The sequence below is a fragment of the Pseudobacillus sp. 179-B 2D1 NHS genome (genome assembly GCF_045370945.1).
Lineage (GTDB): Bacteria > Bacillota > Bacilli > Bacillales > Domibacillaceae > Pseudobacillus.
The window spans coordinates 169,216-194,066 of sequence record NZ_JBIQDP010000003.1 but is presented as its reverse complement, the minus strand read 5'-3'; the positions used below and the strand labels follow the sequence as shown (position 1 = coordinate 194,066).

Below are 24,851 nucleotides of genomic sequence, written 5' to 3'. Positions count from 1 at the left end.
CAAAATAAAAGTTACAATTAGGGGAGACAGCTTGCTGTCTCCTTTATTTTATTTCTGCAAAAAGAGAGGTGGTCGCTTTGAGTAAGACGATAAAATACTCTCTTCTATTGTTTGCTGCGCTTCTCTTTCTTCATGTTTTTCCTACAGATGCAAATGCAAACGTGCTTGAGAAAAAGAGAGCTATTATTTTGTTTAATGAGAAAGTCGATCGACAGCTGCTGGAAAAATACACGGTGGACGTAAATTATGTATTTAACGAATTGCCAGCGGCGACTGTCGAATTAACAGATGCTCAGAAGAAGTTGCTAGAGTTTTATCCGGGCATTCATTCGATCGAATACGACAAGCCAGTACAAAAAAGTGCGCAGCGCGTAGAATGGGGCTATAAGGCCATAGAGGCGGATAAGCGCGTTCCTAGTACATTAACTGGCAAAGGGGTAAAAGTCGGAATTCTCGACTCAGGCGTTGATACGAAACACCCCGATCTTCAAGTAGCCGGCGGAGCCTGTCTGATGACGGTGCTGAGGATCGATGGCTGTAAAAATTCTTATAACGACGATAACGGGCACGGTACTCATGTCGCTGGCGTTATTGCAGCAAAGGATAATTCCATTGGAGTCGTCGGTATTGCACCTAATGCTCAAATTTATTCAGTGAAAGTGCTCGATAAATTAGGTGAGGGCACCACGTCGACGATGATGGCCGGAGTGGAGTGGGCCATTAAAAATAAAATGGACATTATCAATATTAGTATCACGTCACCTTATGAGGATGAATATCTTCACCGCATGATCAAGCGCGCCTATGATAGCGGCATTCTTGTTGTCGCTGCTGCAGGAAATGAAGGAAAGCCTTTAACCGGTGAACTTTCATCCGTTCAATACCCGGCTAAGTTCCCAGAAGTTATCGCTGTTTCTTCAGTGGACGAGAATAAAAGTCACGGCGCACTGGCTTCCATCGGCAAAGAAGTAGAGCTGGCGGCACCAGGCGAAAAGATTTATAGTACATATCCAACTACTATAAGAACCAATGAGCCAACCGGATACAAGACACTTTCAGGCACTTCGATGGCCTCGCCTTATGTCGTCGGCCTTGCTGCCTTGTATAAAGAAAAATATCCGGACATGACGAACAAACATATTCGCCTGTTGCTACAGAAAAATGCATTAGATCTCGGTGCACCTGGCAAAGATGACTTCTATGGTTACGGCCTTGCACGGACCGACAAAAATGCAGTTGATTCAGCTGTCGCGTTACCTTACAGTACAGATGGCAAGGGGAAAATCACCATCGACACAAGCACAGCCGCTGCTAAATTCACTACTTATAATGTGTATCGCTTTGATACGCTAATAAGTAAGGAAGTAACGGCTTTAGAGCTGACGGATTACGCCACAAAAGGCTCTGTACAGTATTACTTCCACCCAGTTGTGAATGGCAAGGAAAGTTCTGATTTTCTTTCCCTGCGGGTCGAAAATCCAGCCCCCGTGTTACAAGATGTTGCGCTGGATAAATGGTATAACCGCTTTATTACGTATTTGTACCATGAAGGTGTGATGAAAGGATATTCGAACGGAGAAATACGGCCTGAGCGCTCTATTTTGCGAAGCGAGGCAGCCATTTTGCTTGGCGGTGCCTTGGGGCTGGACGGCACCAAAAAGGATACTCGCTTTAAAGATGTGACGGCTGCTGTCAGCTCATCTGGCTACATTGAGTCACTAGCTGAAGCAAAGATTATCTCCGGTTTTCCGGACGGCACGTTTCGACCAAATGAGCCGGTTACCCGGGCAGAAATGGCCATTTTAATTGCAAAGGCCTATCATATTGCCGGCGAGCAAACAGGTCCTTTCAAAGACATTAATTCAAAAGTGACGGGTTATGAGTATATTAACGGCCTTGCCGCCAAGAAGATTATTAGTGGCTTCGAAGACGGTACATTCCGGCCATCTACAGCGATCAATCGGGCTGGCTTTGCCGCCTTCCTGGCTAAGACGACAAATGAACAACTTAGATAAAGAAGGCCCTTCAGAAAAGCTGCTTGTCATCGACAAGCAGCTTTTCTAGTTGGGAGGGAATACAATTCATTTATTAGACATCCGCTCTTAAAAAGAAGTCACTAATTAAAAGACTGAATAATCAGTTTTATTACATAAATATTTCAATGTTACGCAAATATGTATATTTTGCTGAAAAATAGCCGTTTTCCTGCAAACTTGTTGAATTCCTAAATATGGAGAGTTTGGAAGCGTTGTAAAACCAGTGTTTTTGCAAGTTACATAGGAACATATGAATGTAATGCAAACGTAAAAGAATAGCAGACTTATATTTGTTACAATAGCCTCAGTGAGAAAAAACAGGAAAAAAAGACAAAACTTTTTAAACTATGCAGGGGGTTTACAGTGGGTAAATTTAAAAAAATCGTAGCAAGTGGATTAGCTTCGTTTATGTTAATGACAACCGCACCAGTCGCCATACCAGCACTTTCACATACAGAAGCACAAGCAGCAACGTCAATTGGAGCATCATTAGTAGAGTACGGAAAGAAATTCATGGGTGTCCCTTACGTATTTGGTGGAACAACGCCAAGAGGATTTGATTGTTCCGGCTTCACTCAATATGTATATAAGCACTCAGCTGGCATTTCTATTCCAAGAACAACAGATCAACAATATAAAATCGGTACAGCTGTTTCAAAGAGCGAGTTAGTACCTGGAGATCTAGTTTTCTTCAAAAACACTTACAGAGCGGGGATTTCCCACGTTGGTATTTATGCAGGAAACAATATGGTATTAAATGCAACCTCTAGTAAAGGAATTGCTTTAGTTTCTTTAAATGATAACTATTGGGGTCCAAAATATGCGGGCTCAAAACGTGTTGTTGAGTATTTTGACGGTTTCAAGGATGTACCAAAAACAGCTCTTACGTACGATGCCATTACAACGTTGACAGATCAAAATATCATCCAAGGATTTGATGATTATACATTCAGACCAGATGAGCCGGTTACACGCGGACAAGCCGCAGCGATTATCAACCGTGTATTGAAGGGCAAGCCGGAAATTATGAGCCATTTCAAAGATGTACCGAAATCTAACCGCTTTGCAGTAGACATTGCCGCTATTCGTGAAGCTGGCATCATCAATGGTTACCCTGATAAAACATTCCGTCCAGAAGCTTACATGAGCCGGACAGAGATGGCCGTTATTGTCCAAAAAGCTTTTGAATTAAAGCTTGGCAATGCAGCTGCTGCCTCTAATCCATACGCTGAAATCAAAAGCGGTTACTGGGCATATGAACCAATTGTGACAATGAGCGTGATCGATAAAACAGGTATCTTTAAAACTGAAAAATACTATGGCGATCACCGTGCAACTCGTGAGGCATTCTCAGCTGCTATCTATAATGCGATGAATGCAAAATAATAGAAGAATCATAGCCTTGGAAATTATTCCGGGGCTATTTTTTAATCAGCATTCTATAAAAATTATCCATTTATTCTATTAAATTCTTGAATGAGACCGATAGAATAAGAGAGTGCAAAAGACTAGTTCCTAGAAAGGAGTATTACTTTGAAAAAGAAAAAAGCGATTGCTTTAGCTATATCATTAAGTTTATTATTCCCGGCTATCGCGCCTTTAAACCCGCAAGCGGCCATGAAGGATGAAATACAAGCAATGATTGACCAGGGAATTATGCAAGGTTATCAGGACGGGGATTTTAGACCGCATCAAAGCGTAACAAGGGCAGAGTTTGCGACATTTTTAACGAGAGCACTTGACTTGCCTTCAGGTCCATCGGTCTTTAAAGATGTATCGCCTTCATTAAAGCTTTCCGCTGGCATTAATGCGGCCGCCGCTGCGAAAATTGTCAACGGTGGATCAGATGGACGGTTCCATCCAGACGATTTAATTACAAGAAAAGACATGGCTTTAATGATCAGCAATGCGTTGGACTATTTAAAAATGGATGTGAAATACACGGCGGCCCCTTTTACCGATATTAAGGATTTAAGCTCCGCCCATAAAGTGGCAATTGGCAAAAACTATGTGTTGAATATTATTCGTGGCTATTCCGCGACCACGTTTAATCCTATGGAAAACGCGAGACGCGATCATGCGGCCGCCTTTATTTACCGCCTGTTAGAAGCAAAGAAAACATCGGGCAGCACGGAGCCGGATCCTTCACCGGAACCAACGCCACCGCCTGTTCCAACGCCTGACCCTCCGAAAGAAGAGCCAACACCATCCCCAACGGGAGCTTATCAGGTGGCGACCATTGATGCGAGCGGCAAGCTGACCTATGCTTCCGGTTCGTACAGCACCTTCGCTGCGGCTAAACAAGTGATGGAGCAACGGGGACAAGAGTTGGTCTTGAAGAATAAAAAAATCATCTATATGCCGACAAATGGCGGCATGGTGTTTGCTGGAAACAGCGGCGCAACCGTTAACCTGTACAGTGAACCAGGTTTCGTTACAGCTCGGTCTTATGCTGTCAAAGGAGCCGAACTAAAATATATTACTTCAACCGACAGCTATGTAAAAGCGTCGCTCGGAGGCAGAGACTATTACATGAAGCACAGCGATAGCACGCTTGTTCCTTTTGAAGGAGCATCGGGCCGCAGTTATTATCGGGTGAGCAATGGGGAATTGCAGCATTTTATGTATCAGCCTGGATCGAAAAGCCCTGTATCTTATGTGGCTGGAAAAGCACCGAGCTTCCTGAATGCCAATCAGAAATACTATAGCTGGGACAATGCCACTTTCTATAATGATCAAGGCCGGGTAGTCGGTACGGCTTATCAATATTTCCAATTTTTATCCGCCCGTACGACGACAAACTATACAGCTGCACAGCTTGATAGCTATATCAAAAAAGCTCTAGCAGAAAGACAAGCGACAGGGCTTGCCAAATATAAGGACGCAACGAAAAAGAGCAAATTAATCGGCCTTGGCGCTACGCTTAAGAAGGTAGAAGCCGAAAAACGTATCAATGCCTTGTTAGTCTTGGCAATGGCCATTCATGAAAGTGATTACGGCATGAGCCGACATGCACAAGTAAATAATAACTTGTTCGGCATTGCCGTCTACGACAGCAAGCCAGAAGAAGGAAAGTCGTTCCCATCTCCAGTAGCCAGTGTTAACCATTTAGCCGATGGCTATCTGAATGACCGCTATGTTGTGCCGAACCCTGTGGGAGCTTGGAAACAAAGTGTTTCCAACGGTGCGGCCGCCGGGAATAAAGGTGTCGGTATTAATGTGAAATATGCATCTGATATTGCATGGGGCGGAAAAGTTGCCGGCCACATGTATCGTATCGACCAAGCCTTAGGGAAAAAAGACTTCGGAAAATACCAAATTGGCTTAACGAATGTCGAAGGATTAAACGTTCGTTCTACTCCGAACGGTGCGATCCAATTCAAGTATAGAGAAGCTGGTATGCCGGTCGTTATGATCGGTGCTCCTGCTTCTGGATGGCAAAAGATCATTTCTGACGAATTGCGCTATAAAGAGGCTTATGTGTTCTCTCAATACGTGACGCCGCTGCCAATTGCCAAATAAATGACATCCCCCTCCATCACTTTGGAGGGGGATTTGTATGCCTAAAGCCTTGTGCATAAAAACAGGGGGCGCTCATCAAAGAAAGCCATCCGGAAATTACCGGATGGCTTTTCGTTTGCTTTTTATTAATTTTTGCAGAACAGGGCTCTTGTTACCGCCGAGCGCCTGCCACCTTTTCTCGTGGCGTTCAAGATCGTCTAACGTCAGCTGCTCATAATCATTGCCATCAAAGGTAAGATCACGATTGACCTGGTACCATAGATCTCCGTTAGGCCGAATCCATTTCGTGCCGAGTGATTCAATGCCAAGACGGATTTCACGGGCAGCGAGCAAGTATTTTTTATTGCCCGTCGCTTTATACGCGTCGATAAACATATTTGCTTCACCGAGTGCGTGATTAAGCGATGTATGGATAAATTGCTTGCCCTGGTGTGGCGAATAGTAATCAGCAGGCAAATAGCCTTCTGTAGTAGGAACAATATTCTTAATCGCAATTAAGTTCAACAAGTAATCCGCATAAGTTGGCAAAGCCTTCATTAGTTCTTTTTCATCAAATTCTTTGCCGATCCGGTATAAGTATAAAGAGATTAATTCATTATGACGTGTATCTACATAAGAAGAAGTAATATCGTACTTTTGTTTCAGCCAAGTGCTCGTGTATTCTGTTTTCCAGACTGAGCTTTTTTGCTCTTGGCGGTACTCGAGTAAATTAGCTGTTGATTGGACCATCAAATCATAAAAATAGCGATCCCCGAATTTAAAATAGCGATCAATCGCTTCTTTTTCAATTAGCGTACCGAGGTGGCGGCCATAGCCTTTTTTTGTAAAAGGCTCAATCGACCACGGGAGTTTTTTCATGGCCCCGTTGACGGTGAACCAGTTATTTACTTCTTTATAATGAACATGCTGGAAGTCAATCCAGCTGCTTAAGTGATCCCCGGCTTTAAATAAAGGTTCTTTCGCCAGTAAGAACCATTGCTCCGCCATTTGCTTCGGCGGTGCTTCCAGTGAAAAAGAGAAACCAGATGCATCATGCTGAAGGGCTTCTTTTTCGGCTGTCAGTTCCCGCACGACGCTTTGTTCCCCATTATCATACAACTGTGTTTTTGTCCTTGAATGATATTGTTTACTGACGACTGCCTCATATAAAAAGTCGCCATCCACCGAGTAACGAAGCAGGCCGGAAGGAGGGGTTGTCACATCGTTGCCGATCACTGGATCATGCTTTCGCGCTTTTATCTCCCGGTGCCAATTGATAAAGTAGTAATCGTCTGCTCGAGGGTCTTTCACCTTGGCCTCCAGGGAAAGCGGTGCGTTCGACATATTCCTCAGCTGCATCATTACGAAGCGATCCCCGTTGTTAAGCGTGCGCACCTTCACCTTTAACTGGCCGCGATCCCCCCAATTATAAGTGTAAAGCACATCTTTATAAAAAGAAGAGAGGCTGGATTCTTTCTTATTTTGCAGTGGTAAATGTTGAGCGAGAATGAGATTCAACTCGCCGAGCGGCACAGTCACCGTCGCTGCAGCCTGGCTGCTGTTGTCTTCTTCCGAGCAGCCTGCTAGCAGGAGAATGACTGCAAAGGCCGCCAACATCCAACCTTTCATTTTGTTCACCTGCCTTGTGCACGTGTTTTTCGCTTGAGAAGGTTCAGTAATTGATTAAATCCTTCCTTATAGAAGAGGAAGAGACCGACTATATAAAGTAGCACGCCGAGCGGAACGATAATAGCGAGCTGCCAGAGTGAATACAATTGGGAAATCGGCGTAAATATTTTTAATAGATATAGCGGAATGACCATGAAGGCTGTCACAATCAGTACGCGAACAACGAGACCGAGCAGCCGTGCTGCTTCATTTTTCTCAAAGTCTTTGTATACGAATATCGTACTGACAACTAAATAATAAATCGATACAAACGATCCTGTCAGCGCCAGTCCAGGATAGCCGAAAGGACCGACGAACAGCCAGTTTAAAAGCGCGTTCAAAGCGATAGTCGTGACACTAATCCGGAAAACCACTTTTGTCTTCCCGCGTGCATACATTGATTTCGACACAATGTACTGAAGTCCTTGAGTAACAATGGTCGGCAAGTAGTACACGAGAGCGAGATACGTGTTATACGAATCCTGAGCGGTAAACTTTCCTCGCTCAAAGATGAAAGAAATGGCTTCCTGTCCGACTAAAAACAACCCGGCTGCGATAGGGGCTAAAGTGAGCAGGGAAACTTGCATGCCCATAAAAAAGGTATTTTGGAATTTTTTCTGCTCATCGACTTGTTCAGACAATAAGGTAAAAATAATAACCGCAATCGTTGTTCCATAAATCGTGTGCGGAATGCTCGTAATCAGGGACGCGTTATTTAAATAAGTGGCTGCCCCGGGAATGGTACTAACAGCAAACGATTTATTGACAAACATATTAATCTGGCCAACTACTGAATTAAGCAAAGAAGGAACGAGCAATACGAGAAAAGCCCGCTGAAATTGCTCCTCGACTTTCAATGCAGGGTGCCAGCGCCAGCCTTTTTTCCAAAGGAAGAAGAGCTGAATGAGAATACCGAGAACTGTACCGAAAATAAATCCGTATGCCAGGCTGTTAATGCCCCACTGATCGGAAAAGAGCAAAGCAAAGATGGCGCCCATCAGTGTAGCGGACAGCTTGGAGATTTGGGAAGGCACAAAAATCCGCCGTCCTTGCAAATAAGAATCGAGAATTCCGTTGAGCGCGATCGCACTCATAAACAGGAAGAAGAAACGGGTAACCGAAATGGCAATTTCAGCTGTAGCCGGCGGCATTTTGCCATAGATGACCGGCACAAAGTAAGGGGCCAGCAGCCACCCGACAACAGAAATGACAAGGAAGAGCAGAACGGTCAAGTTCATGATCGCGTTTGCGTTTCGTTCTGTTTTCTCAGGCTCGTCCTTCCGGTTTTTGACATACATAGGCAAAAACACATTATTAAATCCGCCGGAAATCATAGCAATCACAAGCGTGATAAATGAAAATGCCAGCAAGTATCCATCTGTATAATGACTGGCTCCAAACTCCCTTGCAATAATACTCTCTCTCAAAAAGCCGGAAAGCTTGACAACAAGCGCAAGCAAACCAAGCCAGAGAGCCGTCTTTTTCAACGACACAAAACCCACCTCAATATAAAATAGGAATGAAAAACCCAATACTTAATAATACCGTAAATCAGCTGGGAAGTTAAGCGTCTGCTGTGATCATCAAGTAGATCGATTCGCTCATAATGAACAAAAGAATGCATCTTCATTCCTGGTGGCCGTTCATAAAAAAAGCCGCATGGCGCGGCGTTTCAGACTGCAGACAAACTCAATGAAATTCGAGAGTTTGTCTGCAGTCGTTTTTATTTTGCTTGTGAATCGGGCTGTTGGTTTTCGTTCCAGGCGCTTCGCTTTCCGCGGGGCAGGCGGTGAGCCTCCTCGCCGCGAAAGTGCCTGCGGGGTCTCACCTGTCCCGCTGATCCCGCAGGAGTCTTTGCGCCTTCCATTCCAACCAACAGGGTTTGGAACGATCTTATTCCGCTCCCCTTTTGTCGACAAACTAAAACGCCGCATGGCGCGGCGTTTTAGTTCATTTTCCACATAGAATAATTTAAGCTGAGGGCAAATGCGACCCAGGCGGCATAAGGGATCATTAAATTTCCGGCAGTGTGGTCCAATTGGTAAAACTCATAGGCGGTTAACGTGATCATCCCGAGGAGCAGTGCAATTTCTGCAAAAGCGGCCCCGCGCAGTTCCCATTTAAAGAACAAGAACGACCAGAGAAAGTTCAGACCGAGCTGGATATCATAGGGGAGAAGACGCTCTTTCTGTTCTACCTTTGCTGACGCCCGGTAACGCGCAATGCCCATCGTTGTGTATAACCCTGTCCAGGCTGCTGGGAATACCCACGATGGAGGAGCAAAGCTTGGCTTTTTTAAGCTTTTATATTCTTTTTTGGCGTTTCTTGTCGCCAGAAAACCGACGATGGATCCGCCGACCACAGGCAATAGGACACTCGATGCTAGTTTTCCCACGTTCACTTTTCCGTCTACCTTTAACAATTCCATACAGTCCCTCCTACAGTTGTTACTCTATCTATTTCTTTCTTTTGGCCTGTTTAAACTTTTCTTTGGTTTCGTCTTTTTAATTGATATATAATGAACGATAGAGAAATATGCCGGTTAGGGGGGAAACGAGTGGAATTAAATAAAAGAATGTATGATTTCTTAACAGGAAAGGCGAAACAACTGACAGAAGAATGGTATGATTCGCTAGATAAAAGTGATCCATCCGGTGTGTACGCTTCCAATGACCCTGATGTGATTGCTGAGTTAAAGGAACAAAATTTTAAGTTCCATGGATATTTGTGCAATCTCCTCATTGAAGAGGAATCTGTTTTTTATAAGAAGTTTGATGACTGGATTTTTGAAGTATCCCGAAGCAAGGAACACCTCAATACACCGATTCACTTTATTATCCGCGAGTTTATGAGGGTGCGCCTTCTCTATATGGAATTTATCCATGAATTCGCCAGAAACAATGAGGATGTCAGCGATGAGCTTGTGGATCAGTGGAAGGACAAGTTCGTCAAAGCGTTTGATAACGTTATCCTCAAATTTACTGAAGAAACGTATATGTATCAATCAAAAATGCTTAAGGCTCAGCGAGAAATGATTAATGAACTTAGCTCGCCGGTCATTATGCTAAAAGGCGGAACAGCTCTGTTGCCGCTAGTCGGTGACATTGACACGCAACGAGCCAAGTTTATTTTAGAAAATACATTAAAGCAGTGTGCGAAGCTGCGAGTGAGTCACCTGCTGATTGATATCTCAGGTGTGGTCATGATCGACACGATGGTGGCTTACCAGCTGTTCCAATTGATTGAAGCCCTAAATTTGATTGGAGTCAAATCCACTCTATCTGGCATCCGTCCAGAAATTGCCCAGACAGCTGTCCAGCTGGGGCTTGATTTTGAGGCTATTCATACGGTTAGCACATTAGCACGAGCGATTAATTTTTAAACATCAGGCTCCGGAAGAGAGATCTTTCGGAGCTCTTTCTATAGGAAAAGAGTAAAAAACGATCATAAAAAGCGGGTCATCCCGTTAAGGACTCAAAAACTGGAAGCCTGGCTATACAACATGCTTCCTTTTTATTAGAAAAGGGACGAACTAAAGAAAACCCCCCGCGGCCAATCGGCGCGGGGGATTCATTATTTTGCTCCAAGGTAAATTTGTTCATATTTTTCAGCAGCTGCAAGGTGCGAGTATTCAGCTTCAATCTTCGCACGGGCCCGTTCAGCGAGCTGTCGTCCTTTTTCTGGGTCATCCAGCAGCTCAACCATAGCAGCGGATAACTCTTCCACATTTTTTTCCTCGACGAGAAGGCCGTCCACGTTATGATCGACGATTTCCTTTAAGCCGCCGACAGCACAGGCGATAAGCGGCTGGCCGGAGCCCATGGCTTCCAGGGCGGAAATCGATGTAGCTTCTTCCACGCCGGCAGAGTGAACACTCGGCACTAAAATAACATCTGCCAGTGCGTAATACTCTTTAATGACATCATGCGGAATCGCTCCGAGCAATGTCACATTGTTTTCAATCTTTCTTTCAGCGATCAAGCGCTTCATTTCATCCATTGCTTCACCGGTTCCCGCGTAGATCAACTGGGCGTTCGGGTATTTCTCCAATACAGCCGGCAAGGAGAGAATCGGATAGATGACGCCGTTTTTCTTCGTTAATCGCCGCGGCACGAAAAAGACAGGAGCGTCGTCGGATACACCGTGCTTCTTGCGGTAGGCCGCTTTGTTTTCTGTGTCCGGGCGGAAGTCGTCTACATTAATGAAATTGCGGATGGCGGTACCCGTCACGCCCGCCTCCCGTTCTACATATTCTTTAATGCGCGTATCCACTGTAATGATCGCACGCGTACTGCGGTAAGCTTTTACTTCTTCTTCCATTAAAAAGCGTTCTTCCGGGCTATCCTTTAAAATGTTGCCGGCACTGAGTGCCTCATATGTTAGGTAGCCGTGTACTGTGGATACAACTGGAAGCCCGGCATCGAGCGCTGCGAATGTCGCATATACTTCCTGGGCGTTCACAATGTCGTAATTTTTGTGCTTCACTTGTTCCATCAGCTTTTGCAGCATTTTTTTCCGTGCCTTCAAGCCGTACACAAAGCCTTTTCCTTTAGATAGTTTATTCATTAAAAAGCCTGGGCCGCGCACCTTCGCTTTTTGTTCAAACTCGGGTATATCAGAAAAAGAAAGAATATCCACTTCATGGCCGCGCGCCTCTAACCCGGCTTTCAGCGTTGCCACGTGAACCGACAAGCCGCCTGTATGTGGATAATGGTAGACCGTCGCAAGCAAAATCTTCATCAAAAACCCTCGCTTCACATAAATTTTTTCTTTAATAGTTCGATATTTTCTAAGGCCTCTCTGCGCATTTCAGCTGCATTGCCGGCCACCACTTTACTGAGCTCACTGCGATTGGCAAGCACGTAACGGGAATTTTCTTTCATTTTTGCCGGATCAAATGCTTCTAAAGGGAAAGAATATTCCCACATGCCGGAGCGCTTTAAGAGGCTTTCCACTTTTTTATCGTAGCTGATGCCGATATGAGGCACATGGGAAAGCGCCGAGAAGATCAAGGAATGCAGGCGCAGGCCAATCGTCATTTCGCATTCGCCGATAAAATTCAAATACTGGTTCGGCGTAAAGTCCCCGCCGAGCAGGAAGCAGTCATCCGCCCGTGTCATCAGCTGCATGACGCGCTTGGACGCATCCACATCATGGTGGCCTTCCATCGGTACGAATACCGGGGTGATGCCTTCTGTCGCAATGAGTTCATCTAGCACTTCAGCGAGCTTGCCATAATAATCATCGTGTTCAAACCAAGGCCGTGTCGATACGGCTACAAGCTTTTCATGGCCCTTCAGCGGCAGGCTCTTCAAGCAAGAATCGTCCGGCTTCTTTTGGAAAGCAAAAACGATATCCGCTGTTACAACCGTTTCCGGCCGCTTCACACCGAGGTTATGCAAGTAATCTTTGGAGTACTGGTCGCGCACTGTCACGAAATCAGCACGGTTGGCGAACACTTTCATTAAAATTTTGCCCCATGTCGAAGTGACGGGTCCAATGCCCTGTGAAAAGAACATGACCTTCGCTCCGCACAGCTTTGCTAAAAAAGCGATAAGCAAATAATAAGGAAGCGGGCCGAACAAAAACTTCGTCGGATATGTATCCTGCAGCAAGCCGCCGCCGCCGCTGATCAATAGATCCGCTTGCCGCAGCGCCCGGATTTTTCCTTTGTTATCATGGCGCCAGCCGCGGTAGACGGTCTTGACATTGTGCTCTTTTGCCGTCTGCTCTGGCGACAAGGAAAACACAGTAATATCTATGTCTTTTATCTCATTTCGTAAATTATCTACAATCGCTTCCAGGATCGCTTCATCACCAGTATTGCCTAATCCATAAAATCCCGAAATCACAACCTTCAAACGGATGTCCTCCTTCAAATCAAATGCTTAAAAAGCTACAGATCATTCTATCATTGATAGCAAGGACATTCAATGAAATTAGTGCAAGCTGAAAGTGAATTTGCTATACTATTGGAAGCAATGAAATTCAATTATACTGGCATAGGATAGACGTTCAAAACGGCAGGAAAAGAAATTCAAGCAATTAGCGATGGCTGTAGGAATACAGGGGAACCATTCATAGTAATCCGCCCGTTTTGAACAACTTCTGTTAGAAAGGATTTTTTCACATGCAAAAAATTTGCGTCATTGGATTAGGATATATTGGTCTGCCGACAGCGGCTGTTTTTGCGCGTGCCGGTTTTTCGGTCGTAGGAGTAGACGTCAACAAACAAGTTGTTGAGCGTTTAAATAAAGGTGAGATTATTATTGAGGAGGTCGGCCTTCCAGAAGTGGTGAAAGAGGTAGTGGACTCCGGCAAGCTGCGTGCTTCTCTGGAACCGGAGGAAGCAGATGCCTTCATTATTTCTGTACCGACGCCGATTCATGAGGACTGCACGGCAAACGTGGACTATGTTCGGAGTGCGACAGAAGCCGTGGTTCCTTACTTGAAAAAAGGGAACGTCGTTATCGTCGAATCCACGATTCCACCGCGCACCATGGATGATGTAGTAGCGCCGATCATCGAAGCGGCCGGATTTAACCCGAAAGAGGATGTGGCGATTGCCCACTGTCCGGAACGCGTATTGCCGGGCCGGATTTTAATTGAGCTGGTAGAAAATACACGCATCGTCGGCGGCCTTACGCCGGAAGCCGCAACAAAGGCAGCGAATGTGTACCGTCAAATCGTCACAGGCGATGTTATTGAAACAGAAGCGGTGACAGCGGAAATGTCAAAGCTGATGGAAAATACGTTCCGTGATGTGAACATTGCGCTTGCTAATGAATTGGCGAAGATTTCGGCCCGTCTTGGTGTCGATGCCCATAAAGTCATTGAGCTTGCCAATAAGCATCCACGCGTGAATATTCACCAGCCGGGACCAGGCGTCGGCGGCCACTGTCTTGCTGTTGACCCGTATTTTATCGTGGAAAAAGCACCAGAAGAAGCGCTGATGATCCAGCTTTCCCGCGATATTAATAATTCGATGCCGGACTTTGTGATCGAGCAGATCATCAAGCTGACGTCTGAATTGAAGGAGCCAAAAATTGCGCTGTTCGGCTTAACGTACAAAGGCAATATTGATGATGTGCGCGAAAGCCCGGCAATCGAAATCGTGGAAAAAGTGCTGGCCAACCCGCGCTATGATGTGCGCGTTCATGATCCGCACGTCAGAGAAGAACAAGTGCCGTTCCCGCTCGTTTCCTTCGAAGAAGCGGTGAAAGGGGCGAATCTGCTCGTCGTATTAACGGATCACAATGAATTCAAACAGATGGACAAAAACGTCCTGCTGTCCGAAATGGAAACGGCAGTTGTCTTCGATACGAAGAACTGCACGAACCTGGAGCAGGAAGAAGGGCTTACGGTCTATCGCATCGGTGACGTGACTGGCCTGCAAGCCATTGCGGTTAAGCCAATCAATAGCTGAGGATGTCTGGAATGGAAAAAGAACAATATTTAGGCGTGTCTGTCTCGCCCTACACGTATGAGCAGATTATCGCTGATTTGAAAAAGAGAATAGCCAACGGGGAGCAGTCTACAGTCATTGCGGTAAATCCGGAAAAAGTGATGACCGCCGGCCGCGATCCGCTCGTTAAAGAATTGATTAACAATTCCACCTACCAGATTGCTGACGGGATCGGCATGATCATCGCTTCCAAGCTGAAAAAGGGCCAGCTGCGTGAGCGGGTTACTGGTGTGGATATGATGGGGCGCCTTCTGCAATTTGCCGCCGATGAAGGGCATAGTGTCTTTTTTTACGGGGCAAAGGAAGAGGTCGTTCGGACAGCGAAAGAGAAGCTGGAAGAGAAAATTCCTTCCTTGCGTGTGGCTGGCTATGCCAATGGCTACGTACAGGACCAGGAAGCTCTCGTGAAGCAAATCCGTGAATCCGGCGCAACTCTGCTATTTGTTGCACTCGGCAGTCCGCGCCAGGAGCTATGGATTAAAGAGAACATGCCGAAGCTGCCGAACGTGAAGGTCTTCCAGGGCGTCGGTGGCAGCTTCGATGTCTATTCCGGCAAGGTCAAGCGGGCACCCGCTTTTTACCGCAAATTCGGCCTGGAGTGGCTGTATCGTCTCATGAAAGAGCCGAAGCGGCTCAAGCGTCAAATGGCGCTTCCGCAGTTTTTGCTCAAAATTTTATTTCAAAAATAATACAAAGTGCCCGGCATCTCTCCAGAGGCCAGGCACTTTTTTTAAGGAGGCATGTCATGAAAGTACTCCATCTTATTACAGGAGCCGAAACAGGCGGCTCGCGCAAGCATGTCATTACGCTGCTGGAGCAATTCGCTCAAGAGGAAGCGGTTCTGGCGCTCATGCAAGAGGGTCCGTTTGCGGAGGAGGCGAGAGCGAAGGGCATCCGTACGGAAGTGTTTACCCAGAGCTCTCGTTACGATCTCTCCATTTTGAAAAAGCTCGTCCACTTCATCCAATCAGAGAAGTTCACAATTTTACATACACACGGTCCGCGCGCCAACCTGTTCGGCATTTACTTAAAAAAGAAAGCCGGCATCCGCTGGGTGACGACCGTCCATAGCGACCCGTCCCTTGATTTTGTGAAGTCCGGAGTAAAGGGGAAAGTTTTCACGGCGCTCAGCATGTATGCCGTCAAGAGAATGGACAGCTACTTTGCCGTATCCGAGCGATTTAAGCAGAACCTGATGAAGCTCGGCATCGACGGCCATAAAATCCACACCGTTTACAACGGCATCCATTTTACGAAAGAAACGGCCCAGCCGCTTCCGCGTACCGAATGGGGGCTGACCGATGAGGACTTCGTCATGACAATGGTTGCCCGCCTTCACCCGATCAAGGGCCATACCGTTGTCTTTGACGCAATGCAAAAAATGGAAGCAGCCAAGCGTCCGCACTTGTTGCTTGTAGGGGATGGGCCGATCAAACAGGAGCTGGAGCAGGAAGTGGAGAAGCGACAGCTGAATAGCCATGTCCACTTTCTCGGCTTTCGTTCCGACGTGGATCAAATCTACGCCGCCTCCAACCTGGCGCTGCTCGCTTCCTACAGCGAGAGCTTTCCGCTCGCTCTTCTGGAAGCAGCCAATCAGCACGTACCGATCGTGACGACGGATGTCGGCGGGGTGAAAGAACTAGTTGAGGAAGGGAAGACGGGCTGGATCGTGCCGGTAGGAGACCCATCGGCCTATGCCGAAGCCCTGCGCCAGGCCATGAGCCGCCAGGAAGAAGGACGGCTCGCGGCAATGGGTGAAATATTATATCAATATGCGTCCAGTCATTATTCTTTAGAGCAGCTCGAACAGCAAACCCGGGCGTTGTATACAAAGCTAGCAGCCCGGCAAAAGTGAAATAAACGTAACCTGAAAGACATCCTTTCAGGTTTTTTTCTGTGATTTTTTAAGAAAGATAGCGCCAAAAAAACGCTTTCCCTTCCAAGTTTTCTACAACTGTAACAGAAAAGAGACAAAATTATTGGTAAAAATCCTTTCAATTTCCTGCTTAATTGGTATATAATGAGAAAGCTATGGTTTTTCATGCCACAAATTATAATTTTATCTACAAGAATCGCCAAAAACAGGCGAGTTATTTTCATATTTATATCAAATGTAACAATTTTATTAAAATATGGAAATAGCAAAAAAATGGTTGAAAAACAATAGCACTTTGGTAGAATAGATTTTGAGTTTAAATCTTCCAACCAATACAAACATTACGTAAATTACGTAATATTGTTAAATTGGGACTAAAGATTTCTCGACATCAACCGATGTAATGAACAACTGGTTTTTTTGCTAGTTGGTTTCATAAATTTAAAGAATATTTTACAAAACAGGAGGAACTATTACATGGCTTACCAACCAAAGTCTTATCGTAAATTTGTTGCTACTGCGGCAACAGCTACTATGGTAGCATCTGCAGTAACTCCAGCATTTGCTGCAAATTTCCCGGATGTATCTGACCGTTATAAAGAAGCGGTTGATTACTTAGTGAAAAATGACATCACTCAAGGATTCCCTGATGGGAAATTTGGTGTTGACATGCAAATCAAACGTGTGGACGCAGCAGTTATGCTTGCTAAAGCTCTTAACTTAAACACTACAGCCGCTCCAAACGCTGGCTTCACAGATGTTCCAAAGCGTGCTCAAGGTGCGGTTAATGCGCTTAAAGCAGCTGGAATTATCAGCGGTAAAACTGATACACGATTCGGTGCTGATGATGAATTAACTCGTGGAGAAATGGCTATCATTATCTCTAGAGCTTATAAATTAACAGACAAAGCTGAAGTAGGATTTACCGATGTATCTGATCGCTATACTGATGCCGTATCTAAATTAGTTGCAGCTGGCATCACTCAAGGTAAAACACCAACTCAATTCGGCACAGCTGACCCAATCAAACGTGGTGAGTTCGCAATCTTCGTATTTAAAGCTGAGAACCCGCCGGTAGATCCAATAGTTACTGGGATTACAGGGGTAAAGTCGATTAACGATACACGCTACGAAGTAACATTCGGTAAAGCAATCGATGCTGACGTAGCACGTGAAATTGAAAAAGAACCTAGCCGTTTCATCGCTTACCACGGTGGACAAAATGCTAACTCAAGTGCAGCAATTGTAGCTGAAACAGTAACATTTAATGCAGATAAAACGGTAGCAACAATTGTTTTAAAAGCTACTCCTCAAACAGATGTTAACTATCGTGTTGCATTAATGGATGGAGATAACAATACAACAGCTAAGGTTGTTTATGAATCTTCACCACAAGTGCTTGTAAAAGGTGCAGAAGTTCCAGACGTTACAGTAAATGCTGATCAAGATAAACTTGTAATCAACTTCAAGCAAAAAATGGATGGCAATGTTGCAGAGCTCTTTGAGGCAGCAAGCTATTCATTACATGACGAAAAAGGTAATGAAATCAAAACTAATTTAGCTGATTTAGTTGTTGTTAATGATAATGGTGCTGATGGTGAATGGGTCGACAAGATTAAAAAAGACCAAGTTGAATTCCAACTCAAACCAAATACCGTTTTAGAAGCAGGTAAAACATATAAAATTAAAGTTGCTGCTGCTGCAGCTGACAAAATCTTAACAGACGACGGCGATAAATTATCTGAAAAGAACCAAGTAATTGAGTTCAAAACACCTTCAGCAGATAATGCACGTCCAACGGTGAAATTTGCTACTGTAACAACAGCTGGAGCAAATACAGCAGGTAAAATTGATTTAGTATTTGATAAAGATTTAGATGAAAATTTAGATACCAATAGCTTAGCAAAGCTCGTTAAAGTAAAGACACCGACAGGTACAGAAATCAAGCTGGCTGAATCAGGTGCTATTGCTGTAGATGGTAAAAAAGTTACAATTACTACACTTGGTGATGAAAAGAACAGCCTTGATAAAACAATCAGTTACACAGTAAGCTTACCAGAAAACGTAGTAGCAAACGCATATTTCTACAATGCATTAAACAAAGCTGGTAGCGTTAAAGCTGAATCTCAAGATGACGTAGCTGTAAAATCAATGAAGGCTGCTTTTGAACGTGATGTAAAGAATGATAAAGAAGCAAACTTAGTTCTTTCATTTGACCAAAACGTTCAAGATGTACTTGGAGCAGGTGCAATTGAAATTAAAGTTAATGGAAAAACATACAGCCTCATTGACTCAGCCGATGTTGAATATGGTGCAAACGGCAAACAATTAAAAATTAAAAATGTTGCAACAGCATTCGATGGTTTAGAACTTGAAAATGGTCAATCATACGAAATCGTAGCAAAAGCTGGAAAGATCGCAACAGATTCAGCAAACGCACCAACAAACCGCGAGGACCTTAAAGCAACAATTTCATCTAACATTGATGTTACAGCTCCAAAGGTAGACCGTATGGAATTAGTATCAGCGAATGAAATTGTTCTTACTTTTGATAAAGAAGTAAAAGATCTTAAAGCGAAAGACGTTAAAATTGCAAAAGCGTATCTTATTGAGCGTGATGGCAATGCCGTGGCTATAGAAGATACAATTAGTGATTCGAACTATATTTCAGTGTCAACTAGCGGTAAGAAAGTTACAATTAAAACGAACCGTTCTGACCTTAAATTCAATACTGGTGAACAACAGATCACAATTGATGCTAACAAGTTTGTCGGTGCGAATGGTGTAGAAAACAATGCGATCACTGCTACAGCTACTACAACTGCTGGACAGAATGGTACATCTGAGGATTACTTATTCGTAGATAATGCAGCACCAGAAATGGTAGGTGCGGAAGTTGAGTCGAAATCTAGCTTAACAGTTACGTACTCAGAAAACATTTTACCAATTGTTACTGACAATAAAGAGTTTGCAAGCCAATTCACATTTGAAGGATTAGAGCTTAAAAATTATGGAACAGTTGCTGGAAGCACTACTTCTAACGAAGCAACATTCAGCTTTGAAGATGCTGAAGGCACAGCTGTAGAAGTTCTACAACTAGATAAAAACTATCCAAACCTTAACATTAAATATGCTCCAAAAACAGGAGTAGAGGTGAAAGATAGCAAAACTAATAAAGCTAAATCACAAACACTTACAGGTGCAGCTAAGGTTACTTCTTGATCATAATAAACGAAACGTTACTTCATAAACTAGTATTCTAGTCAAAGAAGTGGAAATGACGCCTCATGTTTAAACTCTAAGTTTATTCGTGGGGCGTTATTTTTAACTGTTATTCTAAATATTAGTTGAAACCTCTAATAATAACAACGGCCTATGGTTATGAGCCTAATAACTCAAAGGGGGCGAAGTAGGGCTTTTGAGACTGATAAGATGGCAGTGGGTTCATAGTAGTGTGGATCACATGCCGTTTGGACTTGTATGGTAACATACGAGAAGGAGAAAACATGTGGGAGCGAAGGGACCCAGTCAGTGGTGTTCTATAAGAAACTTATTTCCCTAAAATTCGTTTCTTGAATAAAAGGCTTTAAAAGAGCAATCATACTTTTATGATTGCTCTTTTTTTATAAAATTATTTTAGAGTAAGTAAACTATTCCTGATGATACGCTGTATGTGGTGGTTTATTTTCAAAAAGAAAATTTGGGAGTTATGCTATAATTTATAGATGGTGGAGAAGTTACCGTTTCCTTTTTCTAAACTTGTGAGCTTTCAGTTATATTAATTGAATTGTCCACTGAGACCACAACAATTTCAGTTACTGTAAGTTGAAATGATAGTGAGGGTTATAACAATATCTAATTTTTTGAAAATATTAAGTATAATGAAGACCTAGGACAAGCTTCAAGACAAATATTAGGAGACTTAACACCGGTAACGGATATAATGTTTGTATTAAGTTTAGAAAAGCAGAAGATGATTTTCTGTGTGCAGAAGAAAATGTCACAGTTTCTATGGAGGAACAAAGATAGGGTGTCAGGTAACCTCCATATATTTGATAATTAATAAGGCAGTGGGCCATTCATTTGGACTGCTGCTTTTTTGTTAAGCGAAAAGTATGGACGTAAAGAACAATTGGATAGTGTGACTGGGCTAAACTGGAGAATAACAATGAAATGAGATGGAAAGGACAAGCTTCATGTCTAGATTGACAAAGGCCATAAGATAAATAATTATTCCTTGTCACTGGATATATGTACCATGGAAAAATGCTGTTTTTTATTATTAAAATGGATGTATGCTTCATCTAATTCTGTTGATTCTATTTTATCTCTAACGATCTTTATGTTGTAAGTGATTTGTTTTCACGATGAATAAAATGAAGATAAATTTGAAAAGTATTGGAGGGTTTTCTTACATAAATGCTTTTCCAAAAATTTGTTTATAAACTTTTTATAAGTGTTGTTATAGTTATGATCGCATCAGCTCATCTATCTCTATCTGCCTTTGCTGCGAGTTTTCCTGATGCGGGAGGCAGATATGAAGAAGCGGTCGATTTTTTAGTTGCTAAAGGAATGAAAGGAAAAATAGATGGGACATTCGGAACCTATGAACCTATCAAACGTGTTGATGCAGCCATATTTGTTGTGAAAACACTGGGACTTGATAGTGAATCTGCTCCGGCTTCCGGTTTTACTGATGTACCAGCTCGTGCAATCAAAGAGGTAAATGCTCTTAAAGCAGCGGGGATCACCAACGGAAAAACAGAAGCTACTTTTGGTTCTCAAGATTATATCACACGCGGGGAACTGGCTGTATGGCTTGCAAATGCCTTTAAGCTAGAGGCGGATGATACAGAACTTGTTTTTACTGACGTAGGGGGCCAATACATGTATGCGGTAAAGGCTTTAGTAAAGTATGGAATTACACAGGGAACATCGGAAACCACGTTTGGGACACGTGATTATGCTACCCGTGGGGACTTTGCTATTTTCTTATATAGAGCCGCTCAGATTAAAGATGAAGCCCTTCTTCCTGCAATTGAATCAGTAAAGGCGATCAATGGAAGACAAATTGAAGTCACTTTTGATGAAGCGGTTGATGCAGAGCTGGCTGCCTACATTGAAAAGGCTGGAAATCAGATAGTTGCATTTGATGGTTCTGAATCAGCTCGGACAGCCAACTTCGTTTCTGAAATGCTCAGCTTTAGTGAGGACAGAAAGACGGCGATTGTTATTTTAAAACCCAATAAGCTGAATCAACGTGAACAGGAGCTGGTGGAAGGCAAAGCATACACAGTGGCTTTAGTGGGCGAACACACGGGATATTTACAATTCGTGGATGTAAAGGTGAAATCCGATCCGACTGTTCTTTTAAAAGGCCTGGAACTGCCTGAAGTAAAGGTAGATGGAAATGATGTGGTCGTGAAATTCGATCAAAAGATGGATGAAGAGGCAAGAAATATAGCAAATTATGAAGTGTTCGATGCTTATGGCGTAAAAGTAAATGGTGTACTTGGAGATTCTGCATGGGTAGACGCAACGACAAAAACAGCGGTTAAGTTCAAAATTAACCCAGGCGTATTGCAAGCTGGTACAACATATAAAATCAAAACGAATCCTAATTTAGAAGCGGATAACGGCTCTGCATTGCCTCCTTCTCAACTGGTTATAACATTCAATACCCCTACAATTTCTAAAGCGAAGCCTAAAGTGGAACTGGCGCGTGTAACAGGGACAAATGAAATAACGGTTGCGTTTGATCAGGACCTTTCTGATTCAGTTTTGGTAAATGTATATCTTTTTACGATTCAAAGAGCCAACGGTACAACTATGGACGTGAGTAAAGTCAGTTTCTCAGGTGACAGTTTAGTAATAACGACAAATGAAGAAGACACCTTTGATGAGGGATTGACTTATACGATTTCTTTACCATCTGGAGTGGCGGTTAATGATAGATTTCGTAATGCTGTAAATGATGAGATTCGTAACATAAAAGCCATGGCGGCTGAAAACGAGGCAGCTACGATCGTGAATGCTGAATTTATCCAACAGGTGGATAACAAAGAAAAGGCGGATTTACGTTTGACATTTGATCAGCCAGTGGCTATTGAAGACGTTGAGGCAGGGGACATTAACATCGATGGTTACGGAGAAAGATACCTAATTGCGGGTGGAACTACAGTCAGCGTTTACGGTGGAGACCCTACTGGTAAAACACTAGTAATTAAAGATGTCGCTAGTGCTTTTGCAAGGGACCATACAGATATTGCTACTAAGTTTATCCCAGATATTAAAAAATCCTACCGGGTTCTTATCGAAAGAGGTGTAACGAAATCAACTGCCCCTGTAGCTGATTTTAATAGAAAAACGAATCAAGCTGATTTACAAACGATTGTTAAAGGGGTTGATATAGAAGCCCCAAAAATAAAAAAGGTAATATTACATTCCGCTGAAAAAGTGACAGTTCAATTTGATGAAAAGATTGTAGCGTCCGGGTTAGATGAGTCTAATCTTAAAGTGGAAGGGTTTATAAAATCTATAGGCGGGCGTTTCCAATCAGCCACATTAACAGGTTCAAGCTTGCTGAAGTATGTAGTCAATGAAGATACATTAACGATTACCCCGACCTCTGATTCGGTTAAATTCCAAACGGGTGCTGTCGAAAGCGGAGAACTCATAGTATCAATCGGGGCAGATACACTTAAAGATGTAAATGGGATTGAAAATGAAGGAATGGAGTATAAAGTGGCAGTTAACGATACAAACGTATACGATTATGCTGCTCCCATCATTATCGGTGCAAAAGTAATAGATTTGGCATCAGGAGCACTTGAAATTACTTACAGTGAAGCTGTATATGCTAAAGCAGGAACAGCTGCAGAGGTAGCCAAACAATTTAATGTTATTGGTACAGAGAGAAATGCATTTGGCACAGGATCTACCATTGCTTTAGCTAAAAATGATGCGAGAAATGTATTTGACGTTATCTTTACTAGTAAGACCTTCAAAAAAAAGGACTATTCCTCTGCTAAATTAATTTACACACATAATTCAAATTATGCGGTACAAGATTTGGAGCAACGTGAACAAGCATCAGATTATATTATAGGAATTCTCAATGAAATATCTCAAAGTTGAGGAGAAGTGTCTGTTGCTTTTTGAAATGTATCGAAAGACGTTTGATAAGTTCTGTGGGTAGAAAGAGAATCACTGCCATCGCCTAATATGTGTTGATGGCATCTTCCTGACGGAGAAGAAGAGATCTTTACAGGGTTTTTTGCTCAAAAACCGCTTTAATAAAAAGGCTCTGTTAAAGGTAAATGTTGTTTTTTTAATCGTTGATTGTAACGGAAAGCGTTCTCCTGCAGTGAAAATCAACAATTAAATATAACAGAACCAATAAAAAAGTTAAATAGATATAATAATTATGAACTAATCATATACCCCTGACTCCATTGTAGAGTGAGGGGTATTTCTATATTTAGAAAAAATAGGAATGAACATATAGAAAAACGGGAAATAGAACAAATAGAGTGGCTGAGTATAAAGGAAAGAGAGAAAAGAATACCGGTCAAACAAGCGAATATCGTGAGTTTAAAGATAATGAAGGGGATCGTCGTTATTTTGTGATATGTGGATAGATTGTTTGGATACAAAGAATCAACCAAATGGAGTTGATAGCTGTCATATAAGCTAATTCATTCAACAAATAAAGAAGGAACAGAATGAACGGAACGTTTGAAGTCCTATGAGAAGAGGCAGGCTAGTGCCTTGCCAATAGGGCATTCTTACATATCCATAATAGAATGTGTAAATGCGGATATCCTTTATGCGCATATAACATCTTGCCGTCTAGATGAAATGGACGAGACCATTCTATCTTTTTATTTTAAAATAATCCTTTTTACAAGTTGACTTTTCTGGGAGGATTTTAAAAAAACAAACGGACATGAATTGATTTATATGTGAATGCATCAACTCTATACTAATATAAAAGTTTGCTTTTATAACCTAGCTATTCAAAATAAATGGCTTCTTATTAATTACCCTTATAACTGAATCTATAAGGGCACTCCTCCGAAAGCCTAAAGATGGTTTACTAGTTTCTTTAATTGATTTATTATAGAATGATAAGAGCGCTAAGTAAATGGCATAGATTTACAACAGGTTGATTAAGGTGATTTTCATATTGTTTTAATGAAGGTATTTCTGAAATGTTTTTTTAATATAGATTATGAACGAGAAGAGGAATCGTCTAATAGCACGAAAGTGACAAAAGCTTTCTTTTTAACGTTTATTTATCAGC

Annotated in this window: 15 protein-coding genes; 10 read left to right on the top strand and 5 right to left on the bottom strand. The window is 43.0% G+C overall.

Annotated elements, in window-relative coordinates; all coding sequences use genetic code 11:
• The first annotated feature begins 77 nt into the window (after positions 1-77).
• The 3 genes from ACH0BF_RS04675 (at position 78) to ACH0BF_RS04665 (ending at position 5,558) form a co-directional block, all read left to right on the top strand.
• On the top strand, positions 78-2,015 hold the full coding sequence (locus tag ACH0BF_RS04675) for a S8 family serine peptidase (RefSeq protein ID WP_406908961.1): 1,938 nt from the start codon (positions 78-80) through the stop codon (positions 2,013-2,015).
• A gap of 384 nt (positions 2,016-2,399) precedes the next feature.
• Complete coding sequence (locus ACH0BF_RS04670; RefSeq protein ID WP_340852023.1) at positions 2,400-3,422, top strand: C40 family peptidase; 1,023 nt, start codon at positions 2,400-2,402, stop codon at positions 3,420-3,422.
• Between the two features lie 147 nt (positions 3,423-3,569).
• On the top strand, positions 3,570-5,558 hold the full coding sequence (locus ACH0BF_RS04665; protein ID WP_340852024.1) for an S-layer homology domain-containing protein: 1,989 nt from the start codon (positions 3,570-3,572) through the stop codon (positions 5,556-5,558).
• 96 nt (positions 5,559-5,654) lie between these two features.
• On the opposite strand, the gene ACH0BF_RS04660 is transcribed toward ACH0BF_RS04665, so the two are convergent.
• Positions 5,655-7,166, bottom strand: coding sequence for a hypothetical protein (locus tag ACH0BF_RS04660; protein ID WP_340852026.1), 1,512 nt, complete (start codon positions 7,164-7,166; stop codon positions 5,655-5,657).
• 5 nt (positions 7,167-7,171) lie between these two features.
• Complete coding sequence (gene murJ, locus ACH0BF_RS04655; RefSeq protein ID WP_340852028.1) at positions 7,172-8,698, bottom strand: murein biosynthesis integral membrane protein MurJ; 1,527 nt, start codon at positions 8,696-8,698, stop codon at positions 7,172-7,174.
• Between the two features lie 199 nt (positions 8,699-8,897).
• Between murJ and ACH0BF_RS04650 the strand changes: the two genes are divergently transcribed.
• Complete coding sequence (locus ACH0BF_RS04650) at positions 8,898-9,170, top strand: hypothetical protein (RefSeq protein ID WP_340852029.1); 273 nt, start codon at positions 8,898-8,900, stop codon at positions 9,168-9,170.
• Here the strand turns inward: ACH0BF_RS04650 and ACH0BF_RS04645 are convergent.
• Positions 9,151-9,633, bottom strand: coding sequence for a TspO/MBR family protein (locus ACH0BF_RS04645; protein WP_120035221.1), 483 nt, complete (start codon positions 9,631-9,633; stop codon positions 9,151-9,153). The genes ACH0BF_RS04650 and ACH0BF_RS04645 overlap by 20 nt on opposite strands.
• Before the next feature lie 129 nt (positions 9,634-9,762).
• On the opposite strand from ACH0BF_RS04645, the gene ACH0BF_RS04640 reads away from it, so the two are divergent.
• Positions 9,763-10,587, top strand: coding sequence for an STAS domain-containing protein (locus ACH0BF_RS04640; protein WP_182917034.1), 825 nt, complete (start codon positions 9,763-9,765; stop codon positions 10,585-10,587).
• Between the two features lie 191 nt (positions 10,588-10,778).
• Here the strand turns inward: ACH0BF_RS04640 and ACH0BF_RS04635 are convergent, their stop codons facing one another.
• Positions 10,779-11,945 carry a glycosyltransferase family 4 protein gene (locus ACH0BF_RS04635; protein WP_406908960.1) on the bottom strand — a complete coding sequence of 389 codons (1,167 nt, stop codon included), beginning with the start codon at positions 11,943-11,945 and terminating at the stop codon, positions 10,779-10,781.
• A gap of 14 nt (positions 11,946-11,959) precedes the next feature.
• Positions 11,960-13,066 carry a polysaccharide pyruvyl transferase CsaB gene (gene csaB / locus ACH0BF_RS04630; RefSeq protein WP_406908958.1) on the bottom strand — a complete coding sequence of 369 codons (1,107 nt, stop codon included), beginning with the start codon at positions 13,064-13,066 and terminating at the stop codon, positions 11,960-11,962.
• A 269-nt stretch (positions 13,067-13,335) separates the two neighbouring features.
• Here csaB and ACH0BF_RS04625 point away from each other — a divergent pair, with 269 nt between their 5' ends.
• The 5 genes from ACH0BF_RS04625 (at position 13,336) to ACH0BF_RS04605 (ending at position 23,683) form a co-directional block, all read left to right on the top strand.
• Entirely contained in the window at positions 13,336-14,631 is a 1,296-nt protein-coding gene (locus tag ACH0BF_RS04625; protein ID WP_120035216.1) for a nucleotide sugar dehydrogenase, read from the top strand.
• 11 nt (positions 14,632-14,642) lie between these two features.
• Positions 14,643-15,359 carry a WecB/TagA/CpsF family glycosyltransferase gene (locus ACH0BF_RS04620; RefSeq protein WP_406908984.1) on the top strand — a complete coding sequence of 239 codons (717 nt, stop codon included), beginning with the start codon at positions 14,643-14,645 and terminating at the stop codon, positions 15,357-15,359.
• Between the two features lie 56 nt (positions 15,360-15,415).
• Positions 15,416-16,525: a glycosyltransferase family 4 protein gene (locus ACH0BF_RS04615; protein WP_406908957.1), complete on the top strand. Its 1,110-nt coding sequence runs from the start codon at positions 15,416-15,418 to the stop codon at positions 16,523-16,525.
• A 498-nt stretch (positions 16,526-17,023) separates the two neighbouring features.
• Positions 17,024-19,768: an S-layer homology domain-containing protein gene (locus ACH0BF_RS04610; protein ID WP_406908955.1), complete on the top strand. Its 2,745-nt coding sequence runs from the start codon at positions 17,024-17,026 to the stop codon at positions 19,766-19,768.
• Positions 19,769-21,016: 1,248 nt separating this feature from the next.
• Positions 21,017-23,683 carry an S-layer homology domain-containing protein gene (locus ACH0BF_RS04605; RefSeq protein ID WP_406908954.1) on the top strand — a complete coding sequence of 889 codons (2,667 nt, stop codon included), beginning with the start codon at positions 21,017-21,019 and terminating at the stop codon, positions 23,681-23,683.
• Positions 23,684-24,851: the final 1,168 nt, after the last annotated feature.

Excerpts from the sequence above, each read along its gene's own strand:
- ACH0BF_RS04660 (WP_340852026.1), bottom strand. The coding sequence starts at position 7,166 with ATGAAAGGTTGGATGTTGGCGGCCTTTGCAGTCATTCTCCTGCTAGCA.
- ACH0BF_RS04650 (WP_340852029.1), top strand. The coding sequence starts at position 8,898 with ATGAAATTCGAGAGTTTGTCTGCAGTCGTTTTTATTTTGCTTGTGAAT.
- ACH0BF_RS04645 (WP_120035221.1), bottom strand. The coding sequence starts at position 9,633 with ATGGAATTGTTAAAGGTAGACGGAAAAGTGAACGTGGGAAAACTAGCA.
- ACH0BF_RS04635 (WP_406908960.1), bottom strand. The coding sequence starts at position 11,945 with ATGAAGATTTTGCTTGCGACGGTCTACCATTATCCACATACAGGCGGC.
- ACH0BF_RS04625 (WP_120035216.1), top strand. The coding sequence starts at position 13,336 with ATGCAAAAAATTTGCGTCATTGGATTAGGATATATTGGTCTGCCGACA.
- ACH0BF_RS04620 (WP_406908984.1), top strand. The coding sequence starts at position 14,643 with ATGGAAAAAGAACAATATTTAGGCGTGTCTGTCTCGCCCTACACGTAT.
- ACH0BF_RS04615 (WP_406908957.1), top strand. The coding sequence starts at position 15,416 with ATGAAAGTACTCCATCTTATTACAGGAGCCGAAACAGGCGGCTCGCGC.
- ACH0BF_RS04610 (WP_406908955.1), top strand. The coding sequence starts at position 17,024 with ATGGCTTACCAACCAAAGTCTTATCGTAAATTTGTTGCTACTGCGGCA.
- ACH0BF_RS04605 (WP_406908954.1), top strand. The coding sequence starts at position 21,017 with ATGATCGCATCAGCTCATCTATCTCTATCTGCCTTTGCTGCGAGTTTT.